Origin of the sequence: Herbaspirillum sp. UBA812, assembly GCF_002296545.1 — a bacterium.
GTDB classification, from domain to species: Bacteria; Pseudomonadota; Gammaproteobacteria; order Burkholderiales; family Burkholderiaceae_D; genus Herbaspirillum; species Herbaspirillum huttiense.
Map to the genome: position 1 here is coordinate 1 of NZ_DBIC01000292.1, position 20,384 is coordinate 20,384.

Sequence of the window (20,384 nt, forward strand, 5' to 3'; positions counted from 1 at the left end):
TGGCTGGGCGACTGTTATCACATCATCACCGTCGACAATGAACGTGAAATCGTCACCAACGAAACCGTGATGTTCATCAAGCGCAGCATCGAGATCCACGGCAACGAGATGAGCCGCAAGTATCTTGCCCATGCCTCGCCGCTGAAGGACCGACGGCACTGACCTGATGTGCAGAAACAACGCCGGTTCGCCATAGAAGCCGCCGGTCAGCCTTTTGACAGACAGCATTCTTAACATGAGCCCATTGCACCGCCGTGCAATGTGAACCAAGATGGATACGACGCGCCCCCACTCCAAGACCATCATGAGCCTGATCCGACTCAAGAACGCCAAAAGCTGGCGCCCGCAGGGCTTCAGGCCGTTGTACGTCAGTACGTTCGGCTTCGTCGCCGCCTTCGGGCTGCGCTATGCGCTGGCGCCTTTTGTCGAGGAATCGCTGTCGATGCTGTTCTTTGCCGTCAATTGCATCGTGATGAGCTATCTGTTCGGCTATCTGTATTCCCTGGGCCTGCTGGCCATCAGCATCCCCACGGCCATGTTCTTCTTCCGCAAGCCGTATTACACGATGGACGGGCTCAACGACAAGGACATCTTCCTGATCCTGGTCTATACGGTGATCGTCGCCACTGCCTCAATCATCATCGAGTGGCTGCAGCGCGAGCGCTATGCCGCAGTGCTGCAGCAGCGCGTATCGGAAACCCGCTATCGCCTGCTGATCGAATCGGACCAGGCGCGCCGTGCCGAATACGCCAGACAATTCGAAAGCAGCGCCCGCGAAAGCGCCTGATTTAGATCCGCACCGGGGCTGCCGGCAACACCTGCGCAGCCCATCAGGAAGCTCCTGATACCCTGCCCGCAGCCTCTCCCCTAAGATGCCTCCATACCAGCAAGGAGGCTGCCATGTCCCTGACCCATCACCTGCCCAGCGTACTCGTCGTCGATGCCGACCTGGATGCCATCGAAACCGCCCGCTTCGCCGTCTGGCGCAGCCAGTTGCCCTGCCAGTTCGAATGGTTCGACGATGCCGAACTGGCCAATGCTTCGCTGCTGACCAAGGCGCTGTGCCGCAGCAAGGAGCTGCCGGCCCTGATCCTGCTGGATCCGCGCAGCTTTACCGGCACCGAAGGGTATGAATTGCTGCGCACCCTGTGCATCTACCAGCAACTGGCGCATATCCCGCTTGTGCTGTTCACGGCCGCGCCGATGTCCGCCGATTTCGCCCTGGTAGAGGACAGCCGCATCTGGTATGCCGCCAAGCCGGTCCGCGCAGCCGATTACATGGACCTGGTCACGCGCTGCGTGAAGCAGCGCCTGCATCAGCCGGCCACACTCTGATCACGCCGCACGCGCCTGACGATGCCCGCCAGTCGCCGGATCAGCGCTGCATATTGCTCGTGTGACGTATTGCCGTAACCGATCACCAGCCCGTTGTTGCCAGCCTGCGCCGGCCCTGCCGAAAACGACGACAGCGCCCCGACGTTCATGCCCGCCGCCCGCGCCGCCGTACTCACGGCGGTATCCGGACAATCCGGCGGCAGCCGCAAGGTCAAATGCAAGCCGCTGTCGCCCCCTGAAATGCCGAACTCCGGCAACTGCGCCTGCAAGGCCGCCCGCAGAGCCTGCTGGCGCTCCCGATAGAGCCGCTTCATGCGTCCCAGATGGCGCGCGAACTGGCCGCCGGCCATGAACTCCGCCAACGCCAGCTGCTCCAGCCGGTGCCCGCCGCGCAACAACTCGGACAGCGCGCGCCCCGCCCCCTCTCCCACGGAAGACGGCAGTACCAGAAAACCGATGCGCAAGCCCGGGAACAGGGTCTTGCTGAAGGTGCCCACGTACAGCACCGGCGCATCCGGCACCAGTCCCTGCATGGCCGGGATGGGATGGCCGTGATGGCGGAAGTCGCTGTCGTAATCGTCCTCGATGATCCAGCAGCCGTGCTCGCGGGCCCGCGCGATGAGCGCCAGCCGCCGCGCCAGCGACAGTACCGCGCCGGTCGGATATTGGTGCGAAGGCGTCACATGGATCAGCCGGGGCGGCGAGCGCCACGCCCGCTCGGCAATCAGGATGCCCTCCTCGTCGACCGGCATGGAACGAATCTTCATATCGCCCGCATGGAAGGCGGCACGCACTCCGCCATAGCCGGGATCCTCCAGCCAGGCGCGCTCGCCCGGATTGGCAAAGAGCCGCACGCACAGCGACAGCGCCCCTTGTGAGCCCTCGGTCACCACTACCTGTCCCGCTTCGCAACGCACGCCGCGAGCCACCCGCAGATATTGCGCGATGGCCTCGCGCAAGGCTGGCTCGCCCAGCGGATCGCCATAGGCCAGCGCCATCGGGCCGGCCCGTTTCAGCGCGCGCTCCTGCGCGCGCAGCCAGGCATTGAGCGGAAAGCGATTGAGCGCCGGCATCCCCGGCGTGAGGGCCAGCCCGCGGTCACCGGCATCGCGCGTGGGCTGCATGGTGCTGACCCGGCGCGATGGGCGTGCGTGGCCGCCGCGTGACGGAGAGGACACGGCATGCAGCCTTGCCGGCGCTGCCAGCAGGGTCGCCACGCGCGTGCCCTGCCGATCCGCTACGGCATAGCCCTCTGCCACCAGTTGTTCATAGACTGCCAGCACGGTATTGCGCGCTACCTGCAACTGCTCGCACAGGCTGCGGGTGGAAGGCAGGCGACTGCCGGGCGGCAACTGGCCACCGAGGATGGCACGCTTGAAGCGCGCCAGCAATTGCTGCTGGCGCGAGGCCGCACCGGGCCGTACATCGAGCGGGGAAGACAGCAGGGAAAGTGGCATGGCAAGCGGGTTTTCGTGGCTCCATCAAATCATCGTCCTGTGGCACTTTTGATGATGCCACGAAAACGCTATCGTGCCAGCTCTCCCTTGCCATGAAAGCCACCATGACCGATCTCGTCCGCAGCAACGATTACCAGCAACCCATCGGCCCAGCCCTGCCGGACTGGCAGCCGCGTGCGCGTCCCGATGGCCGCCCCCTGCAAGGCCGCAGCTGCCGGCTGGAGCGGCTGGATGCCGACCGCCACGCCGCGCAACTGCACGCCGCCTTCGCCACCGCCCCGGATGGACGCGACTGGACCTACATGATGAGCGGCCCCTTCCCCGACGCCGCCAGCTACCGCCAACAAGCCGGTCAGATGCAGGCCACGCAGGATCCGCTGCACCATGCCGTGATCGACCTGCGCACGGGGAACGCCCTCGGCACCCTGGCCCTCATGCGCATCGAACCAGCGCACGGCGTGATCGAGGTCGGGCACATCGCACTCTCTCCGCTGCTCAAGCGCAGCCGCATGGCCACCGAAGCGCACTACCTGCTGATGCGCCACGTCTTCGAGGATCTCGGCTATCGCCGCTACGAATGGAAGTGCGACAGCCTCAATGCGCCGTCGCGCGCTGCCGCGCAGCGTCTGGGTTTCCGCTTCGAGGGCATCTTCCGCCAGGCCATCGTCTATCGTGGCCGCAGCCGGGATACGGCGTGGTTCTCCATCATCGACAGCGAATGGCCGGCACTACGCGCAGCCTTTGAACAATGGCTGGACGACGGCAATTTCGATGCAGCAGGCCAGCAGCGCCAGTCACTTTCCTTCCTGACGCGCGCCGCGCTCACGCAGGCGAACGCGGTGTCTTCAGCTGCTTGAGTTCCCACAGCGCTTCCAGCACATGGCGCGTCGCCGGTTCCAGCTGGCTGGCGCGATGGGCAATGCCGAGGGGCCGCCACAGCGCTGGCCGCAGTGGCCGCATGACGATGCGCGGATCCAGCGGCACCGGCCGCCCTTGCGCGCTGGCCTCATGCGGCAGCAGTGTGGCACCGTAACCGGCGGCCACCAGACTCTTGATGGCATCGTTGAAATTGAGCTGGATGCGCGCCTCCGGTTGCTCACCGGCCCCCGCGAACCATTCGCTGGTGAGGCGCGAGAGCCGCGTCTCGGGCGCATTGAGGATCAGCGGCTGCGCGGCCAGCCAGCCCGGCGTGACCAGCCGGGGCGCGTGCCAGGCCGCCGGCAGGAAGGCCATCACCGGATCACGCCGCCACGGTCGGACCGTCAGGCCGCTCACGGGAGACTGTGGCAAGGCCACCAGGCCGATGTCCAGCAGCCCTTCGTTCAACTGTGAGAGAGTCTCCTGCGAGGTCAGGATGTGGATCTGCACGTCGATGTCGGGATGGCGCTGCCCCAGCCGTTCCAGCACCTGCGGCAGCAGCGTGGCAATGGCCCCGGTGGAGGCACCCAGCCTGACGCGTCCGGCCAGCCCCAGCACTTGCCGGCCGACTTCTTCCAGTGCCTGGTCGGCCGCCGCCAGCAATTGCCTTGCGCGGGCGATCAGGGTGGCACCGATGCCGGAAGGCCGCACCTGGCTGCGCTGGCGCAACAGCAGCGGCGCACCGATGCGCTCTTCCAGTTCGCTGATGTGCAAGCTCACCGTGGGTGGAGCCAGGTGCAGTTCGCGCGCGGCGGCGGCAAAGGAACCCAGGTCGGCAATGGCCACCAGGGTACGCAGACGGTCCAGGCTCAATTCACGCATTGCATGACTCCCGAGGAAAAGCCACGTTCAGGAAAACTGAACGATCTCTTTGTGATATTCAACTTTTCCAATTATACGATCCGGTTCACCATGCAGGTCTTCGGCAAGCGCCAGCCGTCCTGATTCGGCGCACATCCCTGTCTTCCCTGCATTGGAGCAAACCGTGAGCACACTTCCCCTGATCTTCATCGATGGCGACCAAGGCACCACCGGCCTGCAGATCCATGAGCGCCTGCGCGACCGCAAGGACCTGCGCATCCTGACCCTGCCGGCCGCCGAACGCAAGGATGCAGCCCGCCGCGCCGAGGCCATCAACAGCGCCGACATCGCCCTGCTGTGCCTGCCGGATGCCGCTGCCCGCGAAGCCATCACGCTGATCGAGAATCCCAAGGTGCGCGTGATCGATGCCAGCTCGGCCCATCGCACCAGCCCCGGCTGGGTCTATGGCTTCCCCGAACTGTCGGCGCAACAGCCGCAGGCGATTGCCCATGCACAGCGCGTGACCAATCCCGGCTGCTACCCGACCGGTACCATTGCCCTGCTGCGTCCGCTGGTCCAGGCCGGCCTGGTGCCCGCCGATTATCCGCTGGCCATCCATGCGGTCTCCGGCTATTCCGGTGGCGGCCGCGCCCAGGTCGAGCAATACGAAGGGGCCGATGCCGCGCAGGCCGCGCCCTTCGTGCTGTACGGACTGGGGCTGGCGCACAAGCATCCGCCGGAGATGCAGTTGCACGCCGGCCTGTCGCAGCGCCCGGTATTCGTGCCCAGCTATGGCGCCTTCCGCCAGGGCATCGTGCTGTCCATCGCCTTGCAGACCCGCCTGCTGCCCCCGAACGCCACGCTGGAGAGCCTGCGGGCCGCCCTGCAAGCGCATTACGCCGGGGCACGCCACGTCACCGTGCTGGATGCCGAACAAAGCGCGGCCACGGCCCAGCTCGATCCGACCCGCCACAACAACAGCAACGACATGACGCTGGGGGTCTTCGGCAATGCCGCCGAAGGACACCTCCTGCTGTGCGCCGTGTTCGACAACCTGGGCAAGGGCGCATCCGGTGCCGCCGTGCAGAATCTGGACCTGATGCTGGGTGCCCACTGACTTGTTTATCAGGACCAAGCTCATCAGCACGCATCCATTGACCGGCGGGCGATACCCACAAGGCCGCGTCCGCCGTCAAGCATCTGACTCGTAAATTGTGGCAAAGGACTGAAATAGCGCAAGGCAGGAAAGCGCAGGCTGTGGCATGATGGCACCTCGATTTGCCACCCAACCTGCAGGTGCCGGCCCTCCCCCCTCAGCAGTGACCGCCGCCCGCTTCGAAGCAAGATGTCCACCACCTTAGGCGCTATCGCGTGCAAGTATTTTGACGCGACCATCAAACTGACTCCCGTATTGCGTACCGATGGCAAGTGGACGGCGTTCGTCCATATCGACTTTCCGGATCGCACCACGCATGAATTCGGCGATTTCAAGCCGGGCAATTCCAAGATGGAAGCCCTGCAGAATGCCGTCACGGCGGCCGAGCAATACGTCCGCGAGCGCAAGAAAAAGTAAGTTTTTTCTTCACCCCTCTGCCGCATGAAAAAACGGCCTGCATCGCTGCAGGCCGCGCTTTCGGCTGTTGCGGGCTGTGCGCTCAATTCATCTTCACGCCTGCCGCCTCGCTTTCCTTATAGATTGCATCGATGAGATCCTGCCCCACGCGCGAGGCCATGCTCTTGTGCACCGGCAGCAGTGCGCGCCGCCATTCGGCTTTCTCATCCTCGCTCAGGGTATAGACCTTGGTCTTGCCACTGGCCTTGATGGCGGCCAGGGCATCATCATTTTCCTTCTGGGCGATGGTATTGGCATACACCGTCGCCTCCTTCATGGCCCCTTCCAGCTGGCTGCGCACGTCCGCCGGCAGGGCTTCCCAGAACTTCTTGTTCACGATCACCGCATAGCCGATGTAGCCGTGGTCCGACACCGTCAGGTTGGACTGCACCTCGTGCATCTTCTGCGTATAGACATTGGACGGGGTGTTCTCGCTGCCATCCACCACGCCGGTCTGCATGGCCTGATACACCTCGGAAAACGCCAGCACCTGCGGATTGGCCTTGAGCGCGCGGAACTGTTCATCGAGTACCTTGGAGGACTGGATGCGCATCTTCAAAGCCCGGAAGTCCGCCACCTTGTGCAGCGGGCGATTGGCCGTCATCACCTTCATGCCGTTATCCCAGTAGGCCAGGCCCTTGATGCCCTTGCTCTCCAGCTTCTGGAACAGCCCCTGCCCGATCGGCCCTTCGGTCACCCGTTTCAGCACGGTCTTGTTGGGGAAGATGTAGGGGAGATCGAAGACCTCGAACTCCTTGGCGCCCAGCGGGCCGAACTTGGCCAGCGAAGGAGCGAGCATCTGCACCGAGCCCAGTTGCAGGGCTTCCAGTTCTTCCTTGTCCTTGTAGAGCGTGCTGTTGGGATAGACCTCGACCTTGACGCGGCCATGGGTCGCCTTCTCGGCCAGCTCCTTGAAGCGTTCCGCGCCCTTGCCCTTGGGCGTGTCATTGGCCACCACGTGGCTGAACTTGATGACGATGGTCTGCTGGGCCAACGCTGGCGTGACTGAGAGGACCAGCGTGGCGAAGGCGCAGGCGGTCAGTGCCGCCCGCTTTGTGATGATGGTCATGGATGTCTCCTCCGGGGGTGAAGCCGGCAAGCCGATGACCTCGGCCTTCCGGCGTTAGAACACGATCAGGTCACGCAGCCCCTCCCCGCTGTGCAGGCGGTCGAAGCCGCGATTGATGTCGGCCAGCGCCAGGCGCTCGCCCATGAGCTTGTCCACCGGCAGCTTGCCGGCCTGGTACAGGCCGATGTAACGCGGGATATCGCGCACCGGCACGCAGGAGCCGATGTAGCTGCCCTTGACGGTCCGTTCCTCGGCCACCAGGCTGACCTGCTGCAGGGGCCAGTTCTGGTTCGGTGCCGGCAGGCCGGCGGTGACCGTCATGCCACCGCGCCGGGTCATGCGATAGGCGGCCTCCATGGCCTGGACCGACCCGGCCATCTCGAAGGCGTAATCGACACCGCCCTTGGTCAGCGCCTTGACCTTCTCCACCGCATCCGGATCACGGGCATTGACGGTGGCCGTAGCGCCCAGGGCGCGCGCCACTTCCAGCTTGCTGTCATGCAGATCGACGGCAATCACTTCGCGGGCACCGGAAGCCAGCGCGCCCAGCATGGTGCACAGGCCCACGCCGCCCAATCCCAGCACGGCCGCCGTGGTCCCGGCCTTGACCTCGGCCGTATTGACCGCCGCACCCACACCGGTCAGCACGGCGCAGCCGAACAGGGCCGCCTGTACCGGATCGATGTCGGCGTCGATCTTCACGCAGGAGCGGCGCGAGACCACCGCATGATCGGCAAAGGCCGATACGCCCAGGTGATGGTGCACATGCTGCGCGCGGTCATGCAGCCGGCGCTGGCCGGAGAGCAATTCCCCTACCGCGTTGGTTGCCGCACCCGGCTCGCACAGCGCAGGACGCCCTTCCATGCACGGCAGGCAGTGACCGCAGCTCGGCACGAAGACCAGCACCACCAGGTCACCCGCACGCAGGTCGCTCACGCCGCTGCCGACCTCGACCACTTCGGCCGATGCCTCGTGCCCCAGCGCCATGGGCACCGGACGCGGACGCACACCGGTGATGACCGACAGGTCCGAGTGGCACAGGCCTGCTGCCTTCATCTTGACCAGCACCTCACCGGGGCCGGGCGGATCGAGATCGAGTTCCTCGATCTTCAGCGGCTGGCTCACCGCAAATGGGTAAGCCTCGGTCATTTCACGCAATACGGCGGCCTGGATTTTCATGGTGTCGTCTCCCTGCTTGTTGGAAAACGCCTAGATTACACGAGCGCTGCCCGGCGCAACGCAGGTCAATCCCGGCTCAGTCCACCAGACGTCCGGCCTGATGCAGGAATTTCTCCGCCTGCAGGATCACCGGTTTGTCGATCATTTTTCCCTTGAGCGAAATCGCACCGCCATCGCTGGCACGCACGGCCGCCATCACTTCCTCGGCCCACGCCAGCTCCTGCTCGCCGGGCATGAAGCCGCGCCGTACGCCCGCCACCTGCTTCGGATGGATGCACAGCTTCGCGCCAAAGCCCATGCGCCTGGCCCGCTGCACCATGCGTGCGAGGAAGGCATCGTCATTGAAGTCCGTGGTCACGCCATCGATGGGCGGCGCAATGCCTGCCAGGCGCGATACCATCACCATCTCCATGCGGAAGTGCATCAGCTCTTCTTCCTCCGGGCCGCATTGCATGCCCAGATCGACCTGCGCATCGATGGACCCGAAGGCCAGCCGCTGCACCCCCGGCACGGCGGCAATCTCGCGCATCGCGGCCAGGCCGGCGGCACTTTCGATCAGCGCAATCAGACCACGCCCAGGCCCCAGCCGACGCGCGATGGAAGACAGGGTCTTGGCCTCCTCTGCCTTCGGCAGAACAATGCCCGCCATCGATAGTGCAGAAAACGTCAACAGGTCATCACCGTGCCAGACGGTGTCGGCCGCGTTGATGCGCACCCACAGGCGCAGCTGCGGACCATTGCCGCGCAGCCAGCGGGCCAATGTGGCGCGCGCTTCCTCCTTCTGCGGCAGGGCGACTGCATCTTCCAGATCAACGATGACGGCATCCGCCCCGCTCTCCAGCGCCTTGGCGTAGCGCTCGGGACGATTGGCCGGAACGAACAGGTAGCTGCTGGCCGTGGTGATGTGCGGCGCCATTACACGGCCCCCCGTTCGCGCAGCGCAGTGATGGCAGCTGCGTCATAGCCCAGTCTGGCGAGGATGGCCTCGGTGTGCTGACCCAAGGCAGGAATGGCTTCCATGCGGTAATCGAAACTGTCATTGGCACCCGGCGGCAGCAGCGCCGCCACCTTGCCGGCCGGCGTATCCACTTCGGTCCAGCGTTCGCGCGCGGCCAGTTGCGGATGCTGCCACAGTTCCTGCATGGTATTCACGCGCGCATTGGCGATCTGCGCCTGGTCCAGGCGCGCCACCACCTGCTCCGCACTCATGTCGGCGAACATGCTCAGGATCAGCTGGCGCAGCACTTCGCGATGTTCATGGCGGCGCGCATTGCTGGAAAAGCGTTCATCGCCGGCCAGCGCGGCGTCCTGCAACACCACCTCGCAGAAGACTTTCCATTCGCGTTCGTTCTGCAAGCCCAGCATGACGGTCTTGCCATCACCGGCCTTGAATGGCCCATAGGGATAGATGGTGGCGTGCTCCGCGCCCGAACGGCCCGGCGCGCTGGCCCCCTGGTAGGCGTAATACAGCGGAAAGCTCATCCACTCCGTCAACGCTTCCAGCATCGACAGATCGATATGGCTGCCGCGTCCATCGCGTCCGCGCTTGATGAGGGCGGCCAGAATGTTGGAATACGCGTACATGCCGGCGGCGATATCGGCAATCGAGCATCCGGCCTTGACCACTTCATCCGGCGTCCCGGTGACCGACAGAAAACCGGCTTCACTCTGGATCAGCAGGTCATAGGCTTTCTTGTCGCGATAAGGGCCATCCTCCCCATAGCCGGAGATGTCACACACGATCAGTCCCGGATGCTTCGCGTGCAGCGCCTTGGCCGACAGGCCGAGCCCGGCGGCGGCACCCGGTGCGAGGTTCTGCACCAGCACATCGGCCTCGCCCAGAAGCTGGCCGATGATGCGCTTGCCCTCTTCATCCTTGAGGTTGAGGGTCAGACTTTCCTTGGAACGATTGGTCCAGACGAAATGCGAGGACAAGCCGTTGACGCGCGTATCGTAGCCGCGCGCAAAATCCCCGACACCGGGCCGCTCGATCTTGATGACACGGGCCCCCAGGTCTGCCAGCTGGCGCGTACAGAACGGCGCGGCGATGGCGTGTTCGAGACTGATGACGGTGATGCCCTCCAGCGGGCGATTGGCGTGCGACATGGAGACTCCCTTGGGCGGCCGGATTCAGAAGGAACGGGGCAGACCGAGAATGTGCTCGGCCACGTAGGAAAAAATCAGGTTGGTCGAAATCGGCGCCACCTGATACAGCCGTGTCTCGCGGAACTTGCGCTCGACGTCGTATTCGCAGGCAAAGCCAAACCCGCCATGCGTCTGCAGGCAGACATTGGCCGCCTCCCACGAGGCCTTGGCCGCCAGATACTTGGCCATGTTGGCCTGGGCACCGCAGTTCTGATGGGCATCAAAGAGCGCACAGGCCTGGTAGCGCATCAGGTTGGCGGCCTCGATCTCGATGTAGGCATCGGCAATCGGGAACTGCACGCCCTGGTTCATGCCGATGGGGCGATCGAAGACTACGCGTTCTTTGGCATAAGCGCTCGCCTTGTCGATGAACCAGTAGCCATCGCCGATGCACTCGGCGGCGATCAGGGTGCGCTCGGCGTTGAGGCCGTCAAGGATGTACCTGAAGCCGCGCCCCTCCTCGCCGATCAGGTTCTCGGCGGGGATTTCCAGGTTGTCGATGAAAAGTTCATTGGTCTCATGATTGACCATATTCAGAATGGGCCGCACCTCCAGCCCCTTGCCGATGGCCTCCCTCAGATCGACCAGGAAGATCGACATGCCCTCGGACTTTTTCTTCACTTGATCCAAAGGCGTGGTCCTGGCGAGCAGGATCATCAGGTCGGAATGCTGTACCCGCGAGATCCAGACCTTCTGGCCATTGACCACGTAACGATCGCCCTTCTTCACCGCCACCGTCTTGATGCGCGTGGTGTCGGTACCGGTCGTGGGTTCGGTCACGCCCATCGATTGCAGGCGCAGTTCACCACTGGCTATCTTGGGCAAGTACTGCTGCTTCTGCCGTTCCGAGCCGTGGCGCAGCAGCGTACCCATGTTGTACATCTGGCCGTGACAGGCCCCGGAATTCCCGCCAGTACGATTGATCTCTTCCATGATGACCGAGGCTTCGGTCAGCCCCAGTCCCGAGCCGCCGTATTCCTGCGGAATCAGGGCCGCCATCCAGCCGGCCTTGGTGAGCGCATCGACGAATTGCTCGGGATAGCCGCGCGCTTCGTCGACCTTGCGCCAGTACTCCGCAGGGAAGGTCTGGCACAGGTCACGCACGGCATCGCGCAGGTCGGTGTAGGCATCAGGGACGGCTTGATACGACATGAGGGGGCTCCGGCTCTATATTATTTAAATGATTTATCTGATTTCAGTCCAGCAGGGCTTCGGCCTGCATCGCCAGCTCGCCACGTTCGTTCTGCGCCCACAGCGCCACGCTCTTGCCATCGGCAGCAGGCTTGCCGCACAGCGTGAAGGGCTCGGTATCGAACAAGGTTCCCACCGAGCGGAAGTTGAACTCGCGCATGACCGCCTGCGGCATCTCGCGCGCCACCAGGTCCGCCAGCAAAGTGGCGATCAGGGGGCCGTGGACGATGAGGCCGGGATAGCCCTCCGCCTCAGTGACATAGCTGCGGTCGTAATGGATGCGATGACCGTTGAAGGTCAGCGCCGAATAACGGAACAGCAGCACTGGATCCGGCTCCACGCGCCGCGACCAGCGCGCATCGGTGGGCGCGCTCTTCGGCACCACCACCGGGGCGCCCGGCTGCGGCAGATCGCGGTAGACGATGTCATGCTCTTCGCTCAGGCACAGCTGGCCCTGATGACGGATGGTGTGCTGCACGGTCACGAAAGCGAGCGCGCCGGTGCGGCCCTGCTTCACGTCCACGCTGGCGATGCGCGAGACTTTCTCGGCCTCTGCGCCGACGGGCAGCGGAGCGGCAAACCGCAGCCTTCCCCCGGCCCACATGCGGCGTGGCAGCGGCACCGGCGGCAGGAAACCCCCGCGCTGGGGATGGCCATCCGCGCCCACCTCAGACTGGCGGCACACGCTCCAGAAATAGATCCAGTGCCACAGCGGCGGCAGCGCATCGCCCGCCTGCGGCTGGCGTGGCCCGTCCAGCGTGGCCGCCAGCGCTGCCGCGAAGGCCGGGCTGATCTGGTCGTGGCGCGTTTCGGTCTTGTCCAGCCACTGCCGCAGCAGGGCGAGATCGAGGTCGGGGTGCGACATGGCTCCTCGCATCGTGGTTGTTGGTTGGCCACGAGTCTGCGGTGTCCACCCGCCGGGAACAATCTGTATTTTTGGAAGGGGGGCTTACGCAGAACTGAAGTCACGCGCAGCACAGGGATGCGGCATCGCGTCACAACTCGTCCGTATTTCACGCCATGCAGCGACCCGATTCGGCGTACCATAGGCAGCCACCGAGAGCACGCGTGCACCGATGGCGGAAGCGTGCCGCAATACAGGATGACCAGACTTGCCGAAGTGCAGGCGCCATCCTCACCGAATCTTTCCGGGAGACATCATGCTTTTCGATCTGACCGACCTGCGCCTCTTCATCCTCATCGCCGAACTCAACAGCCTCACCCGCAGCGCCGAGCGCATGAATCTCTCGCTGGCCGCCACCAGCAATCGCATCAAGGAACTGGAAACGCGCTTCGGCACCCGCCTGCTCTATCGCGAGAGCAAGGGCGTGCAGCTCACGCCAGCCGGGCATACCCTGCTGCATCACGCACAGCTCTTCATGCAGCAGGTGGAACACCTCAAGAGCGACATGCAGCAGTACAACAACGGCATCAAGGGCTATATCCGCATTTTCGCCAACACCACGGCGGTGACCGAATTCATGCCCGAGATCCTGGGCAAGTTCCTGGCCAGACATCCGCAGGTCAACGTCTCACTGGAAGAGCGCCTGAACCATGACATCCTGCGCGGCATCCAGGAAGGCACGGCCGATATCGGCATCGTGGCCGGTCCGGTGCAGGGGGATGGACTGCAGGTACTCAACTTCTCGACGGACAGGCTGGTGCTGGCCACTGCGCTGGAACACCCGCTGGCGGGCGCCGGCAGCGTTCCCTTCCAGGACACGCTGGAGTACGAACACATCGGCCTGCACGAAGGCAGCACCCTGCACCACTTCCTCAACAAGATTGTTTCCGAACAGGGGCAGCGTCTCAAGCTGCGGATTCAGGTGCGCAGCTTCGAAGCCATGTGCCGCATGATCGAGACCAATGTCGGCATCGGCATCGTGCCGCGTTCAGCGGCGCAGCGGCATCAGCAGACCATGCAGTTGGCGGTGGTGGAGCTGAACGATCCGTGGAGCGTGCGCGAGCGCAGCATGGTGTTCCAGAACATGGAGACGCTGTCGCCGCATGCACGCAATCTTGTGGATTTCATCCGCGAGCAGATGGCGCAGGAGAGCGACGAAGACAAGCTCGCCGCACGCGCAAGGAAGACCGCCTGAGCGGCGGAGATGGCCGGCCCTCAGCCGGCGATCATCATCCAGACCGACAGCAACAGCAATGCGGCGCAGAAGAGGATGCGCAGGCGTCGCTCCGGCAGATGGTGTGCCAGCGCCACGCCCCAGGAGATGCTGAGCACGCCGCCCAGCGCCATCGGAATGCCCACTGACCAGTCCACATGACCCGCCTGGGCGTAGGTCCACAGGGCCACCAGCGTACCGGGCGTGACCATGGCCAGCCCCAGTCCTTGCGCTGCGGTCTGCGTCACACCGAACAAGGCCGTCAGCAAGGGCACTGCGACGATGGCGCCGCCCACGCTGAAGAAGCCGGCCGAAGCGCCGGCAGCCATCCCCACCAGCGGAATGTAGCGACGCGAGAGGATCACGGACGATTCCACGCTGCGCTTGTTGCGCAACAGCGTCCACAGGTAGTACAGCGCCAGCAGGCCCATGAAGGCGGCGAAGCAGACATGCAGGCTGCGCGCCGCCATGGCCGTGGCGATGCGGGCCGAGACATAGGTGGTGAAGACAGCCGGCACGCACATCATGGCGGCGGTACTCCATTGGATGTGATTGCGCTGCTTGTAGCGCCAGAAGGCGATGACGACGTTGGGCACGATCATCACGAGTGCCGTGCCTTGGGCCAGTTGCTGGTCCATGCCGTAGAAGTAGCCCAGCACGGGGATGGCGATGAGACCGCCGCCGATCCCGAAGAGACCGCCCATGGCGCCCAGCAGGCCGCCGAGCAGGAAGTTGACTACGCCGGAGAAAAACAAGGAAGCCGTCATCGGTGTACAGTGATGCCTCTGCTGGCCGGCTGCAAGGTGCAGTGGCCGCATCGAAGGATAAAAAAGGAGACTGACATGAGCGGCGTCATCGTGTTTGCGCTGGAGATGGGCGTGGTAGCCCTCATTGCGCTGGCCATCTACATGGTGATGAAGAAATAGCGCCGCCGATCAGGCCCGACAGTGTAGCGCAGGCGGACCGGGCTGTCCCGGCGGCTGTGCTTTCCTGCCATCCCCCCTCAAGCAAAGGAAGACAGAATGGATCTCGGCATCAAAGGTAAAACCGCCCTCGTGTGCGCATCGAGCAAGGGCCTCGGCCGCGCGTGCGCACTCTCGCTGGCGCGCGAAGGCGTGCACGTCACCCTGCTGGCGCGCGGCGCGGAGGCACTGGAAGCAACGGCCCAGGCCATCCGCACGGAGACCGCCGCCACCGGTGCCATCATCACCACGGTCGCGTGCGACATCACCACCCCGGAAGGACGCGCCCTGGCGCTGGCCGCCTGCCCTGCCCCGGACATTCTGGTGACCAATGCCGGCGGACCCAAGCCGGGCGATTTTCGTGAGTGGACGCGGGATGACTGGATCGCGGCGGTCGACGCCAACATGCTGACGCCCATTGAGCTCATCAAGGCGACGGTGGATGGGATGATCGCGCGCGGCTTCGGGCGCATCGTCAACATCACGTCGAGTGCGGTGCGGGCACCGATTGATATCCTGGGGCTCTCCAATGGCGCGCGCTCGGGGCTGACGGGTTTTGTGGCGGGGCTGGCGCGCAAGACGGTGGCGCACAACGTGACCATCAACAATCTCCTGCCGGGGCCGTTCGAGACGGATCGCCTGCGTTCCACTGCGACGGGGGCGGCCAAGGAGAGTGGGCGCACGGTGGACGAGGTGCTGGCGGACCGGCGCAAGCTCAATCCGGCGGGACGCTTTGGCGATCCGGCCGAGTTCGGGGATGCCTGCGCTTATCTGTGCAGTGCGCAGGCGGGGTTCATCACGGGGCAGAATCTGCTGATGGATGGGGGTGCTTATCCGGGGACATTCTGAGCGGGATGCCGGGTCGTCTTGTGGGCGGATGCCTTGCATGCCGGAAAGGGTGGATGCAAAGCAAGTGATGTGATGTATAATGCGGCCCTCGTGCGACGGGCAACATGCCCGGCTGCCACGCAAGGAGGTTTGGGTGAGTGGTTTAAACCAGCAGTCTTGAAAACTGCCGACGGGGTGACCCGTCCGTGAGTTCGAATCTCACAGCCTCCGCCAGGACATGATGAAAACGGGCCCGAATGGGCCCGTTTTCATTTCTGCCAGCAAATTCATCCGAATTTCAAAACGTCTTAGTACTTAATACCGCGCTCATATCTCTAGAGCTCATTTCATATGCAGACGTGAGATGGGTTGCCTGCCGTTGTTGGAGATCGTCGCCGCAACAGCGCTACGACGCGTGGCCGCGCCTAGACAGACCACACCTGACCAGCTCTCTCTTTCGGAGACTGAATGTGAACAGGCCATAGTTTTGATACCACTCCCGATCCTGATATCGGGTAACGACAAGTGAACATCGGGCTGCTACAGTTCAACCTGTCACCCATTGATCAACGTCATCCCACCACCTTCCTCGCCCCGATGTCACCAGCGAATTCATTAACAAGAAAAATCATCTGCCTGATCTTCCTGTTGGCGTGTGCTGTGCCAGCATGGGCCGCATCGGCAGACAATCTTTGCGCGGCACTCACCCCGTATCTCAAAGACCCCCGGCATCCCACGCTGCCGAACCCGGCACGTGAACCCAATGCCGTGGAAAAAGCCCTCATCGATCGCTCTGACATTGATCTGCTCTCCTGGACCGACTATGACAACGGGGCTGCCCTTGTGGACGCGGATAATGACGGGGTTGATGAGTTGTACGTCTGGAACGTGAATGGATCAGGACGCTTTGCCCTCATCCAGTTTTTTGAGTTCGGCAAGCAGGAGGACGGTCAATCGCAGCGCCTGATCGACAAGGGCAGCGTCAATAATGGCGTTCTGCTCTCGCCTTATTTCGTGCGCTTCGAAGGAATCAATTACCTCGTCTCCACCGTCAACGGTGACCACGAGGGACTCAATATCCACCAGTTCGAGAAAGAGCCGAATGGCCGATATCGGATGCGTACCGTCTGCTCCATGAAGACCGTGATCACGACTGATCAGCGTTGTCGGCATCCCGCCTGCAAGGCCTTGCAAAAGCGGATGAGCAGCGAGGAGACAAATGACGCATTCGTCACGGCGGAATGGCCGCACAAGTATTTCGGGCCGGCCGGTCTGGCCGCTTTTTTTGCCGACGCCGAGGGCGATATTGATAATACGGGAGAGTCGACCTCGATATGGCGGCTCGGCAGGGAGGGCTATTACTTCGGATACATCTACTGGCATTATCTGGCGATGGGCGACGAGCCACCCGCGCTGGACGCGTCGCTGCGCGACGAAGCAGAATCAGGCGAAAATGGAAGGGCTGCACGACGTGTCCTGCCCGGACCGGCGCATGCGCGCCTGAGCAGGGTGCTGCGCAGCCAGAGTGCGCTGCTGACCAGAACGCTGCGTCAACCTGTGGAGCTTCCGAGGACCGGGCAGTTCTTCCTCTTCCAGGCGGAGAACGGCAAGACTTACTGGGCCTGGGATCTCGAGCCCGGGCCTTATGGCGAGGCCATTCACATCGTCTACACGAGGAACAAACGCTCGGATTACATCGGCCTGGTCAAGTCGGTGCGCACCTCTTTTCTGGAGCCTTGCCGGGCGGACTGTGTGTATCCGCTTGAACGATGATGCCGCATCAGCGTTGCCGGGCAAGATCGTTTCGAACTTCATCCATGCGTCGCCCCCGTCCGCAACACCGGCCCCTCAATGATCGGCCAGCCCTTCTCCTGCAAACGCGCGATCACCTGCGCCAGCGGCACCGACGCCATGAAGCACAGATCCAGATCCCCCAGGAAGACATGACGAAGCATTGTATGTCAAAAAGCGCGGGCGCGTGTCATACGCCAGCCGCTACCCCCTGCCGCCAAAAGATCGCTGAAATGTTCCGGCAATCGACTCAACAGGATAACGGCGTTCACGCCCGGTCCCGGCTACCTATCCACGCCACCAGCGCCTGCGCCGCCATCGGCCGCGCAAACAGATAACCCTGCACGAACGCACAGCCCATGCCTCGCAGCAGCTCGGCCTGCTCCTCGGTCTCCACGCCTTCGGCCACGCACTCCATCTGCTGCGAGCGCGCGATGCCGATGATGGCCGGCAGCAGCGACGAGGCGCGTCCCTCTTCGCTCACGCGCAGGATGAAGGAGCGATCCAGTTTCACGCAGTTGAAATCAAAATTGTGCAGCGTCGACAAGGAGGAATAGCCAGTTCCAAAATCATCCAGGCACAGTCCGAACCCATACGTGCTCAACTGACGGAACTGCGCCTGCAGATGATGCGAGTCATCGATGAGCAGACTCTCGGTAAGCTCCAGCGTGATCATCGGCGGAGCCACGCCGGCGTTGAGAACGATGTCGCGCACCTGTTCGAAGAAGTGCACGTTCATCGCCTGCCGCACCGAGACGTTTACGTGCGCCGTGAATCCTTCCGGCAGGATGCCCAGCGCCTGCCACTGCGCCACATCGGCCGCCACCTTGCGGAAGGCCAGCGCACCCAGCTGCGAAATACGCTCGCTGCGTTCGGCCAGCGGAATGAATTCGGCTGGCGAGACCGCGCCGAAGGCCGGCGAGTGCCAGCGCATCAGTGCCTCCACGCCGTGCAGCGCACCGCTGCGCAGATCGCAGATGGGCTGGTAGACCATGCTGAACTCGGCCTCCAGCGTGGCGGCGTCCATGGCCGCCAACAGCGCCTGCACCCGTTCTTCGCGCGCCAGCATGGCCGGCTGGAACACGCAGTAACCGCCACCGCCCGGCTGCTGCGCCTGGCGCAATGCAATGGCGGCATTGGCCAGGCTCTTTTCCATGGCGGCCTTGCTGCGCTGTTCGCAAACACTCACGCCAAAACTCAGGAATACGCGCACCTCTTCCGCCCCACCGGTCGATAGCACCAGTTCGGACTTGCTGCGCAGGCGCAGCAGCATGTCCTCATGTTCGGCAGGCGTGCCCAGCATCACCACGGCGATGCGGCTCTCGCTGTAGCGGCAACGGACCAGCCGCTGCGCCGCAAAGTCGCCCCACACAGGAGCCACCTGCTGGCACAGGCTCTGCCACAGGTGACGCAGCGCGACCTTGTTGAGCGCATCAGACAGGACCACATAGTTGTTGATTTCCACCATGCAGACCGTGGCCTGTTCCCACGCGCTCTGCTCCAGCCGCTCGGCTGCGCCGATCAGGCTCAGGAGGCCGCTTTCCTGATCGCGGTCGACCTTGTCGCGCAGTTCGTGATACAGCCGGTAGAGATTGCCGGCCATGCGCTCGACGGCATCCTGCACCGAGACGATTTCCTCGATGGCCCAGCCTTTGGGATAGAGCAGCTCGAAGCGATGCGTCCCGCTGGCCTCGCGAAAAGCCACCTGCTCGGCCTGATGGCGCAGACGCATCAGCGGCGAAGTGATGCTGCCGCGATACAGGCGGATCAGGACCAGGCCGCCGACCAGCATGACCGCGAGTGCGACCCAACTGATCCAGAAGATGCCATCGAACACCGACAGCAGTTCAGAGCGGGACGAAATCACCAGCACCCGATAACCGGCCAGTTCGGCGGGTGCGCCATCGATCTTCGACAGCGGCTGCTGGTAAATGAGGAACTTGCCATTGGCATCGGTCTTGAGATTGACCATGCGCGAGCGGTCCGCCAGGCGCGCAATGGCCAGTTCGGTAAAACGCGCGCGGCTGCCCGGCGGCTGGTCGATCAGGAAGCGCTTGTCGGCGGCACTGAGCCGGTCCGATTGCAGCAATACACGTTCATTGTCATCGACGATGAAGACCCCCGCCACCAGCGACTGCTGGACTGCCGCATCCAGCAGATGCTGCAGCCGCGCCTGCGAGAGATCGACGGCAATCACGCCCTGGTCTTCCGGCGAGCGATTGACGGGACAAGTCATGGACGCATTCCACTGCGCATCGGCTCCCATGCTGAAGTAGATCGCGGAGACCTGCGGGCATTCGGCGGTGGCATTCACATACCAGGGACGCTGGCGGGCATCGTAGTCAGGCGTGACGGACAACGGCGCAAGGTGCTCACCGTCGGGGCGCTGGTCGAAGTGTTGCAGGCCGGGATGGGCGTCATCCTGCAGGTAGTAGTCGAGGCTGCCGTAGCCCTTGAGATTGACGGCAATCAGCTGGCCACGGTTGTTGCCGAACTGGATGTAGGAAAAGCGCGGCTCCTCGGCATTCTCGCGGCGCGCCAACGACTCGATGAAGCGGGCCAGCGAACGCAGATCGCCATGCAGGGGGATCGAGGATTCCAGCATCAGGCCCTGCATCTGCTTGATGAACACCCCACCCGCCAGGTACTCGGAGCGGAAGCCCTCCAGCACGCGATTGAGTTCGCGCTCCAGCAGCGGCTGCACGATCTTCTCTTCCAGGTCATGCTGCAGCCAGAAAAAACCTGCCGCGCCGAACGCCGCCAGGCAGCCCAGGAAACAGATCAGCGCGCCCGCGATGAGCTGCCCGATCTTCCACTGGTGATGTTTGTTGAGAAATCGCATTTCCCCTTCCCCGCCGCTGTTGCGCGTGCTGTGGTGAGCCAAGCTCTCTGGCTGGTGCTCCCCGTCTTGCTTGATATCGCCTGGTATCGCCTGATATTGCGTGGTGATGCGTGGCGATGGGTGGCCTAGCGCTCCGC

The 20,384-nt window shown here is 63.6% G+C and carries 19 protein-coding genes, 1 tRNA gene and 2 pseudogenes; 11 read left to right on the forward strand and 11 right to left on the reverse strand.

What is annotated here, in order from left to right:
- The 3 genes and pseudogenes from B3873_RS26640 to B3873_RS20020 all read left to right on the forward strand — a co-directional run.
- Positions 1 to 162, forward strand: a pseudogene (locus B3873_RS26640) (carboxylesterase); the annotation flags it as partial.
- A gap of 109 nt (positions 163 to 271) precedes the next feature.
- Positions 272 to 787, forward strand: coding sequence for a DUF4118 domain-containing protein (locus B3873_RS20015; RefSeq protein ID WP_039785519.1), 516 nt, complete (start codon positions 272 to 274; stop codon positions 785 to 787).
- Positions 788 to 900: 113 nt separating this feature from the next.
- Complete coding sequence (locus B3873_RS20020) at positions 901 to 1,335, forward strand: histidine kinase (protein ID WP_209534652.1); 435 nt, start codon at positions 901 to 903, stop codon at positions 1,333 to 1,335.
- Here the strand turns inward: B3873_RS20020 and B3873_RS20025 are convergent.
- Complete coding sequence (locus B3873_RS20025) at positions 1,317 to 2,792, reverse strand: PLP-dependent aminotransferase family protein (RefSeq protein WP_286868548.1); 1,476 nt, start codon at positions 2,790 to 2,792, stop codon at positions 1,317 to 1,319. The two genes, B3873_RS20020 and B3873_RS20025, sit on opposite strands and share 19 nt — an antisense overlap.
- A gap of 104 nt (positions 2,793 to 2,896) precedes the next feature.
- On the opposite strand from B3873_RS20025, the gene B3873_RS20030 reads away from it, so the two are divergent.
- The gene (locus B3873_RS20030; RefSeq protein WP_286868550.1) at positions 2,897 to 3,649 is read left to right on the forward strand and encodes a GNAT family N-acetyltransferase; all 753 of its coding nucleotides are present in this window, start codon (positions 2,897 to 2,899) and stop codon (positions 3,647 to 3,649) included.
- Here B3873_RS20030 and B3873_RS20035 read toward each other — a convergent pair.
- Complete coding sequence (locus tag B3873_RS20035; protein ID WP_034334253.1) at positions 3,615 to 4,532, reverse strand: LysR family transcriptional regulator; 918 nt, start codon at positions 4,530 to 4,532, stop codon at positions 3,615 to 3,617. The genes B3873_RS20030 and B3873_RS20035 overlap by 35 nt on opposite strands.
- 163 nt (positions 4,533 to 4,695) lie before the next feature.
- Here B3873_RS20035 and argC point away from each other — a divergent pair, with 163 nt between their 5' ends.
- Together argC and B3873_RS20045 are read left to right on the forward strand one after the other, a co-directional pair.
- Entirely contained in the window at positions 4,696 to 5,628 is a 933-nt protein-coding gene (gene argC / locus B3873_RS20040) for an N-acetyl-gamma-glutamyl-phosphate reductase (RefSeq protein ID WP_286868551.1), read from the forward strand.
- A gap of 228 nt (positions 5,629 to 5,856) precedes the next feature.
- Entirely contained in the window at positions 5,857 to 6,084 is a 228-nt protein-coding gene (locus B3873_RS20045; RefSeq protein ID WP_039785514.1) for a hypothetical protein, read from the forward strand.
- An 82-nt stretch (positions 6,085 to 6,166) separates the two neighbouring features.
- Here the strand turns inward: B3873_RS20045 and B3873_RS20050 are convergent, their stop codons facing one another.
- From B3873_RS20050 to B3873_RS20075, 6 genes are all read right to left on the reverse strand, one after another.
- Positions 6,167 to 7,192, reverse strand: a complete 1,026-nt coding sequence (locus tag B3873_RS20050) for a TRAP transporter substrate-binding protein (RefSeq protein ID WP_276838209.1) — start codon at positions 7,190 to 7,192, stop codon at positions 6,167 to 6,169.
- 54 nt (positions 7,193 to 7,246) lie between these two features.
- Positions 7,247 to 8,371, reverse strand: a complete 1,125-nt coding sequence (locus B3873_RS20055; protein ID WP_286868553.1) for a zinc-dependent alcohol dehydrogenase family protein — start codon at positions 8,369 to 8,371, stop codon at positions 7,247 to 7,249.
- Positions 8,372 to 8,447: 76 nt separating this feature from the next.
- Entirely contained in the window at positions 8,448 to 9,287 is an 840-nt protein-coding gene (locus tag B3873_RS20060; RefSeq protein WP_286868554.1) for an HpcH/HpaI aldolase/citrate lyase family protein, read from the reverse strand.
- Positions 9,287 to 10,477 carry a CaiB/BaiF CoA transferase family protein gene (locus B3873_RS20065; protein ID WP_286868555.1) on the reverse strand — a complete coding sequence of 397 codons (1,191 nt, stop codon included), beginning with the start codon at positions 10,475 to 10,477 and terminating at the stop codon, positions 9,287 to 9,289. The genes B3873_RS20060 and B3873_RS20065 overlap by 1 nt, the downstream gene beginning before the upstream one ends.
- A gap of 24 nt (positions 10,478 to 10,501) precedes the next feature.
- Positions 10,502 to 11,668: an acyl-CoA dehydrogenase family protein gene (locus B3873_RS20070; RefSeq protein ID WP_286868556.1), complete on the reverse strand. Its 1,167-nt coding sequence runs from the start codon at positions 11,666 to 11,668 to the stop codon at positions 10,502 to 10,504.
- 43 nt (positions 11,669 to 11,711) lie between these two features.
- Positions 11,712 to 12,572, reverse strand: coding sequence for an FAS1-like dehydratase domain-containing protein (locus tag B3873_RS20075; protein WP_286868557.1), 861 nt, complete (start codon positions 12,570 to 12,572; stop codon positions 11,712 to 11,714).
- 295 nt (positions 12,573 to 12,867) lie between these two features.
- On the opposite strand from B3873_RS20075, the gene B3873_RS20080 reads away from it, so the two are divergent.
- Complete coding sequence (locus B3873_RS20080; protein WP_276838223.1) at positions 12,868 to 13,806, forward strand: LysR family transcriptional regulator; 939 nt, start codon at positions 12,868 to 12,870, stop codon at positions 13,804 to 13,806.
- A gap of 20 nt (positions 13,807 to 13,826) precedes the next feature.
- Here the strand turns inward: B3873_RS20080 and B3873_RS20085 are convergent, their stop codons facing one another.
- A complete protein-coding gene (locus tag B3873_RS20085; RefSeq protein ID WP_286868560.1) occupies positions 13,827 to 14,591 on the reverse strand; it encodes a sulfite exporter TauE/SafE family protein in 765 nt (254 codons plus the stop codon).
- A 12-nt stretch (positions 14,592 to 14,603) separates the two neighbouring features.
- Here B3873_RS20085 and B3873_RS20090 point away from each other — a divergent pair, with 12 nt between their 5' ends.
- The 4 genes from B3873_RS20090 to B3873_RS20105 all read left to right on the forward strand — a co-directional run bounded on the left by B3873_RS20090 (position 14,604) and on the right by B3873_RS20105 (position 17,387).
- Positions 14,604 to 14,750, forward strand: coding sequence for a hypothetical protein (locus tag B3873_RS20090; RefSeq protein ID WP_157845819.1), 147 nt, complete (start codon positions 14,604 to 14,606; stop codon positions 14,748 to 14,750).
- Between the two features lie 96 nt (positions 14,751 to 14,846).
- Complete coding sequence (locus B3873_RS20095) at positions 14,847 to 15,635, forward strand: SDR family oxidoreductase (RefSeq protein ID WP_134135905.1); 789 nt, start codon at positions 14,847 to 14,849, stop codon at positions 15,633 to 15,635.
- A gap of 123 nt (positions 15,636 to 15,758) precedes the next feature.
- A tRNA-Ser gene (locus B3873_RS20100) sits at positions 15,759 to 15,848 on the forward strand.
- A gap of 291 nt (positions 15,849 to 16,139) precedes the next feature.
- Positions 16,140 to 17,387: a hypothetical protein gene (locus tag B3873_RS20105; protein WP_286868563.1), complete on the forward strand. Its 1,248-nt coding sequence runs from the start codon at positions 16,140 to 16,142 to the stop codon at positions 17,385 to 17,387.
- Between the two features lie 47 nt (positions 17,388 to 17,434).
- On the opposite strand, the pseudogene B3873_RS20110 reads toward B3873_RS20105, so the two are convergent.
- Positions 17,435 to 17,548: pseudogene (locus B3873_RS20110) on the reverse strand (VOC family protein); the annotation flags it as partial.
- A 125-nt stretch (positions 17,549 to 17,673) separates the two neighbouring features.
- Positions 17,674 to 20,247: an EAL domain-containing protein gene (locus B3873_RS20115; RefSeq protein ID WP_286868565.1), complete on the reverse strand. Its 2,574-nt coding sequence runs from the start codon at positions 20,245 to 20,247 to the stop codon at positions 17,674 to 17,676.
- Positions 20,248 to 20,384: the final 137 nt, after the last annotated feature.

What these genes read in the sequence shown, in the direction of transcription:
- B3873_RS20015 (WP_039785519.1), top strand. Translation starts at nt 272, where the DNA reads ATGGATACGACGCGCCCCCACTCCAAGACCATCATGAGCCTGATCCGA.
- B3873_RS20020 (WP_209534652.1), top strand. Translation starts at nt 901, where the DNA reads ATGTCCCTGACCCATCACCTGCCCAGCGTACTCGTCGTCGATGCCGAC.
- B3873_RS20025 (WP_286868548.1), bottom strand. Translation starts at nt 2,792, where the DNA reads ATGCCACTTTCCCTGCTGTCTTCCCCGCTCGATGTACGGCCCGGTGCG.
- B3873_RS20030 (WP_286868550.1), top strand. Translation starts at nt 2,897, where the DNA reads ATGACCGATCTCGTCCGCAGCAACGATTACCAGCAACCCATCGGCCCA.
- B3873_RS20035 (WP_034334253.1), bottom strand. Translation starts at nt 4,532, where the DNA reads ATGCGTGAATTGAGCCTGGACCGTCTGCGTACCCTGGTGGCCATTGCC.
- B3873_RS20045 (WP_039785514.1), top strand. Translation starts at nt 5,857, where the DNA reads ATGTCCACCACCTTAGGCGCTATCGCGTGCAAGTATTTTGACGCGACC.
- B3873_RS20050 (WP_276838209.1), bottom strand. Translation starts at nt 7,192, where the DNA reads ATGACCATCATCACAAAGCGGGCGGCACTGACCGCCTGCGCCTTCGCC.
- B3873_RS20055 (WP_286868553.1), bottom strand. Translation starts at nt 8,371, where the DNA reads ATGAAAATCCAGGCCGCCGTATTGCGTGAAATGACCGAGGCTTACCCA.
- B3873_RS20060 (WP_286868554.1), bottom strand. Translation starts at nt 9,287, where the DNA reads ATGGCGCCGCACATCACCACGGCCAGCAGCTACCTGTTCGTTCCGGCC.
- B3873_RS20065 (WP_286868555.1), bottom strand. Translation starts at nt 10,477, where the DNA reads ATGTCGCACGCCAATCGCCCGCTGGAGGGCATCACCGTCATCAGTCTC.
- B3873_RS20070 (WP_286868556.1), bottom strand. Translation starts at nt 11,668, where the DNA reads ATGTCGTATCAAGCCGTCCCTGATGCCTACACCGACCTGCGCGATGCC.
- B3873_RS20075 (WP_286868557.1), bottom strand. Translation starts at nt 12,572, where the DNA reads ATGTCGCACCCCGACCTCGATCTCGCCCTGCTGCGGCAGTGGCTGGAC.
- B3873_RS20080 (WP_276838223.1), top strand. Translation starts at nt 12,868, where the DNA reads ATGCTTTTCGATCTGACCGACCTGCGCCTCTTCATCCTCATCGCCGAA.
- B3873_RS20085 (WP_286868560.1), bottom strand. Translation starts at nt 14,591, where the DNA reads ATGACGGCTTCCTTGTTTTTCTCCGGCGTAGTCAACTTCCTGCTCGGC.
- B3873_RS20090 (WP_157845819.1), top strand. Translation starts at nt 14,604, where the DNA reads ATGCCTCTGCTGGCCGGCTGCAAGGTGCAGTGGCCGCATCGAAGGATA.
- B3873_RS20095 (WP_134135905.1), top strand. Translation starts at nt 14,847, where the DNA reads ATGGATCTCGGCATCAAAGGTAAAACCGCCCTCGTGTGCGCATCGAGC.
- B3873_RS20115 (WP_286868565.1), bottom strand. Translation starts at nt 20,247, where the DNA reads ATGCGATTTCTCAACAAACATCACCAGTGGAAGATCGGGCAGCTCATC.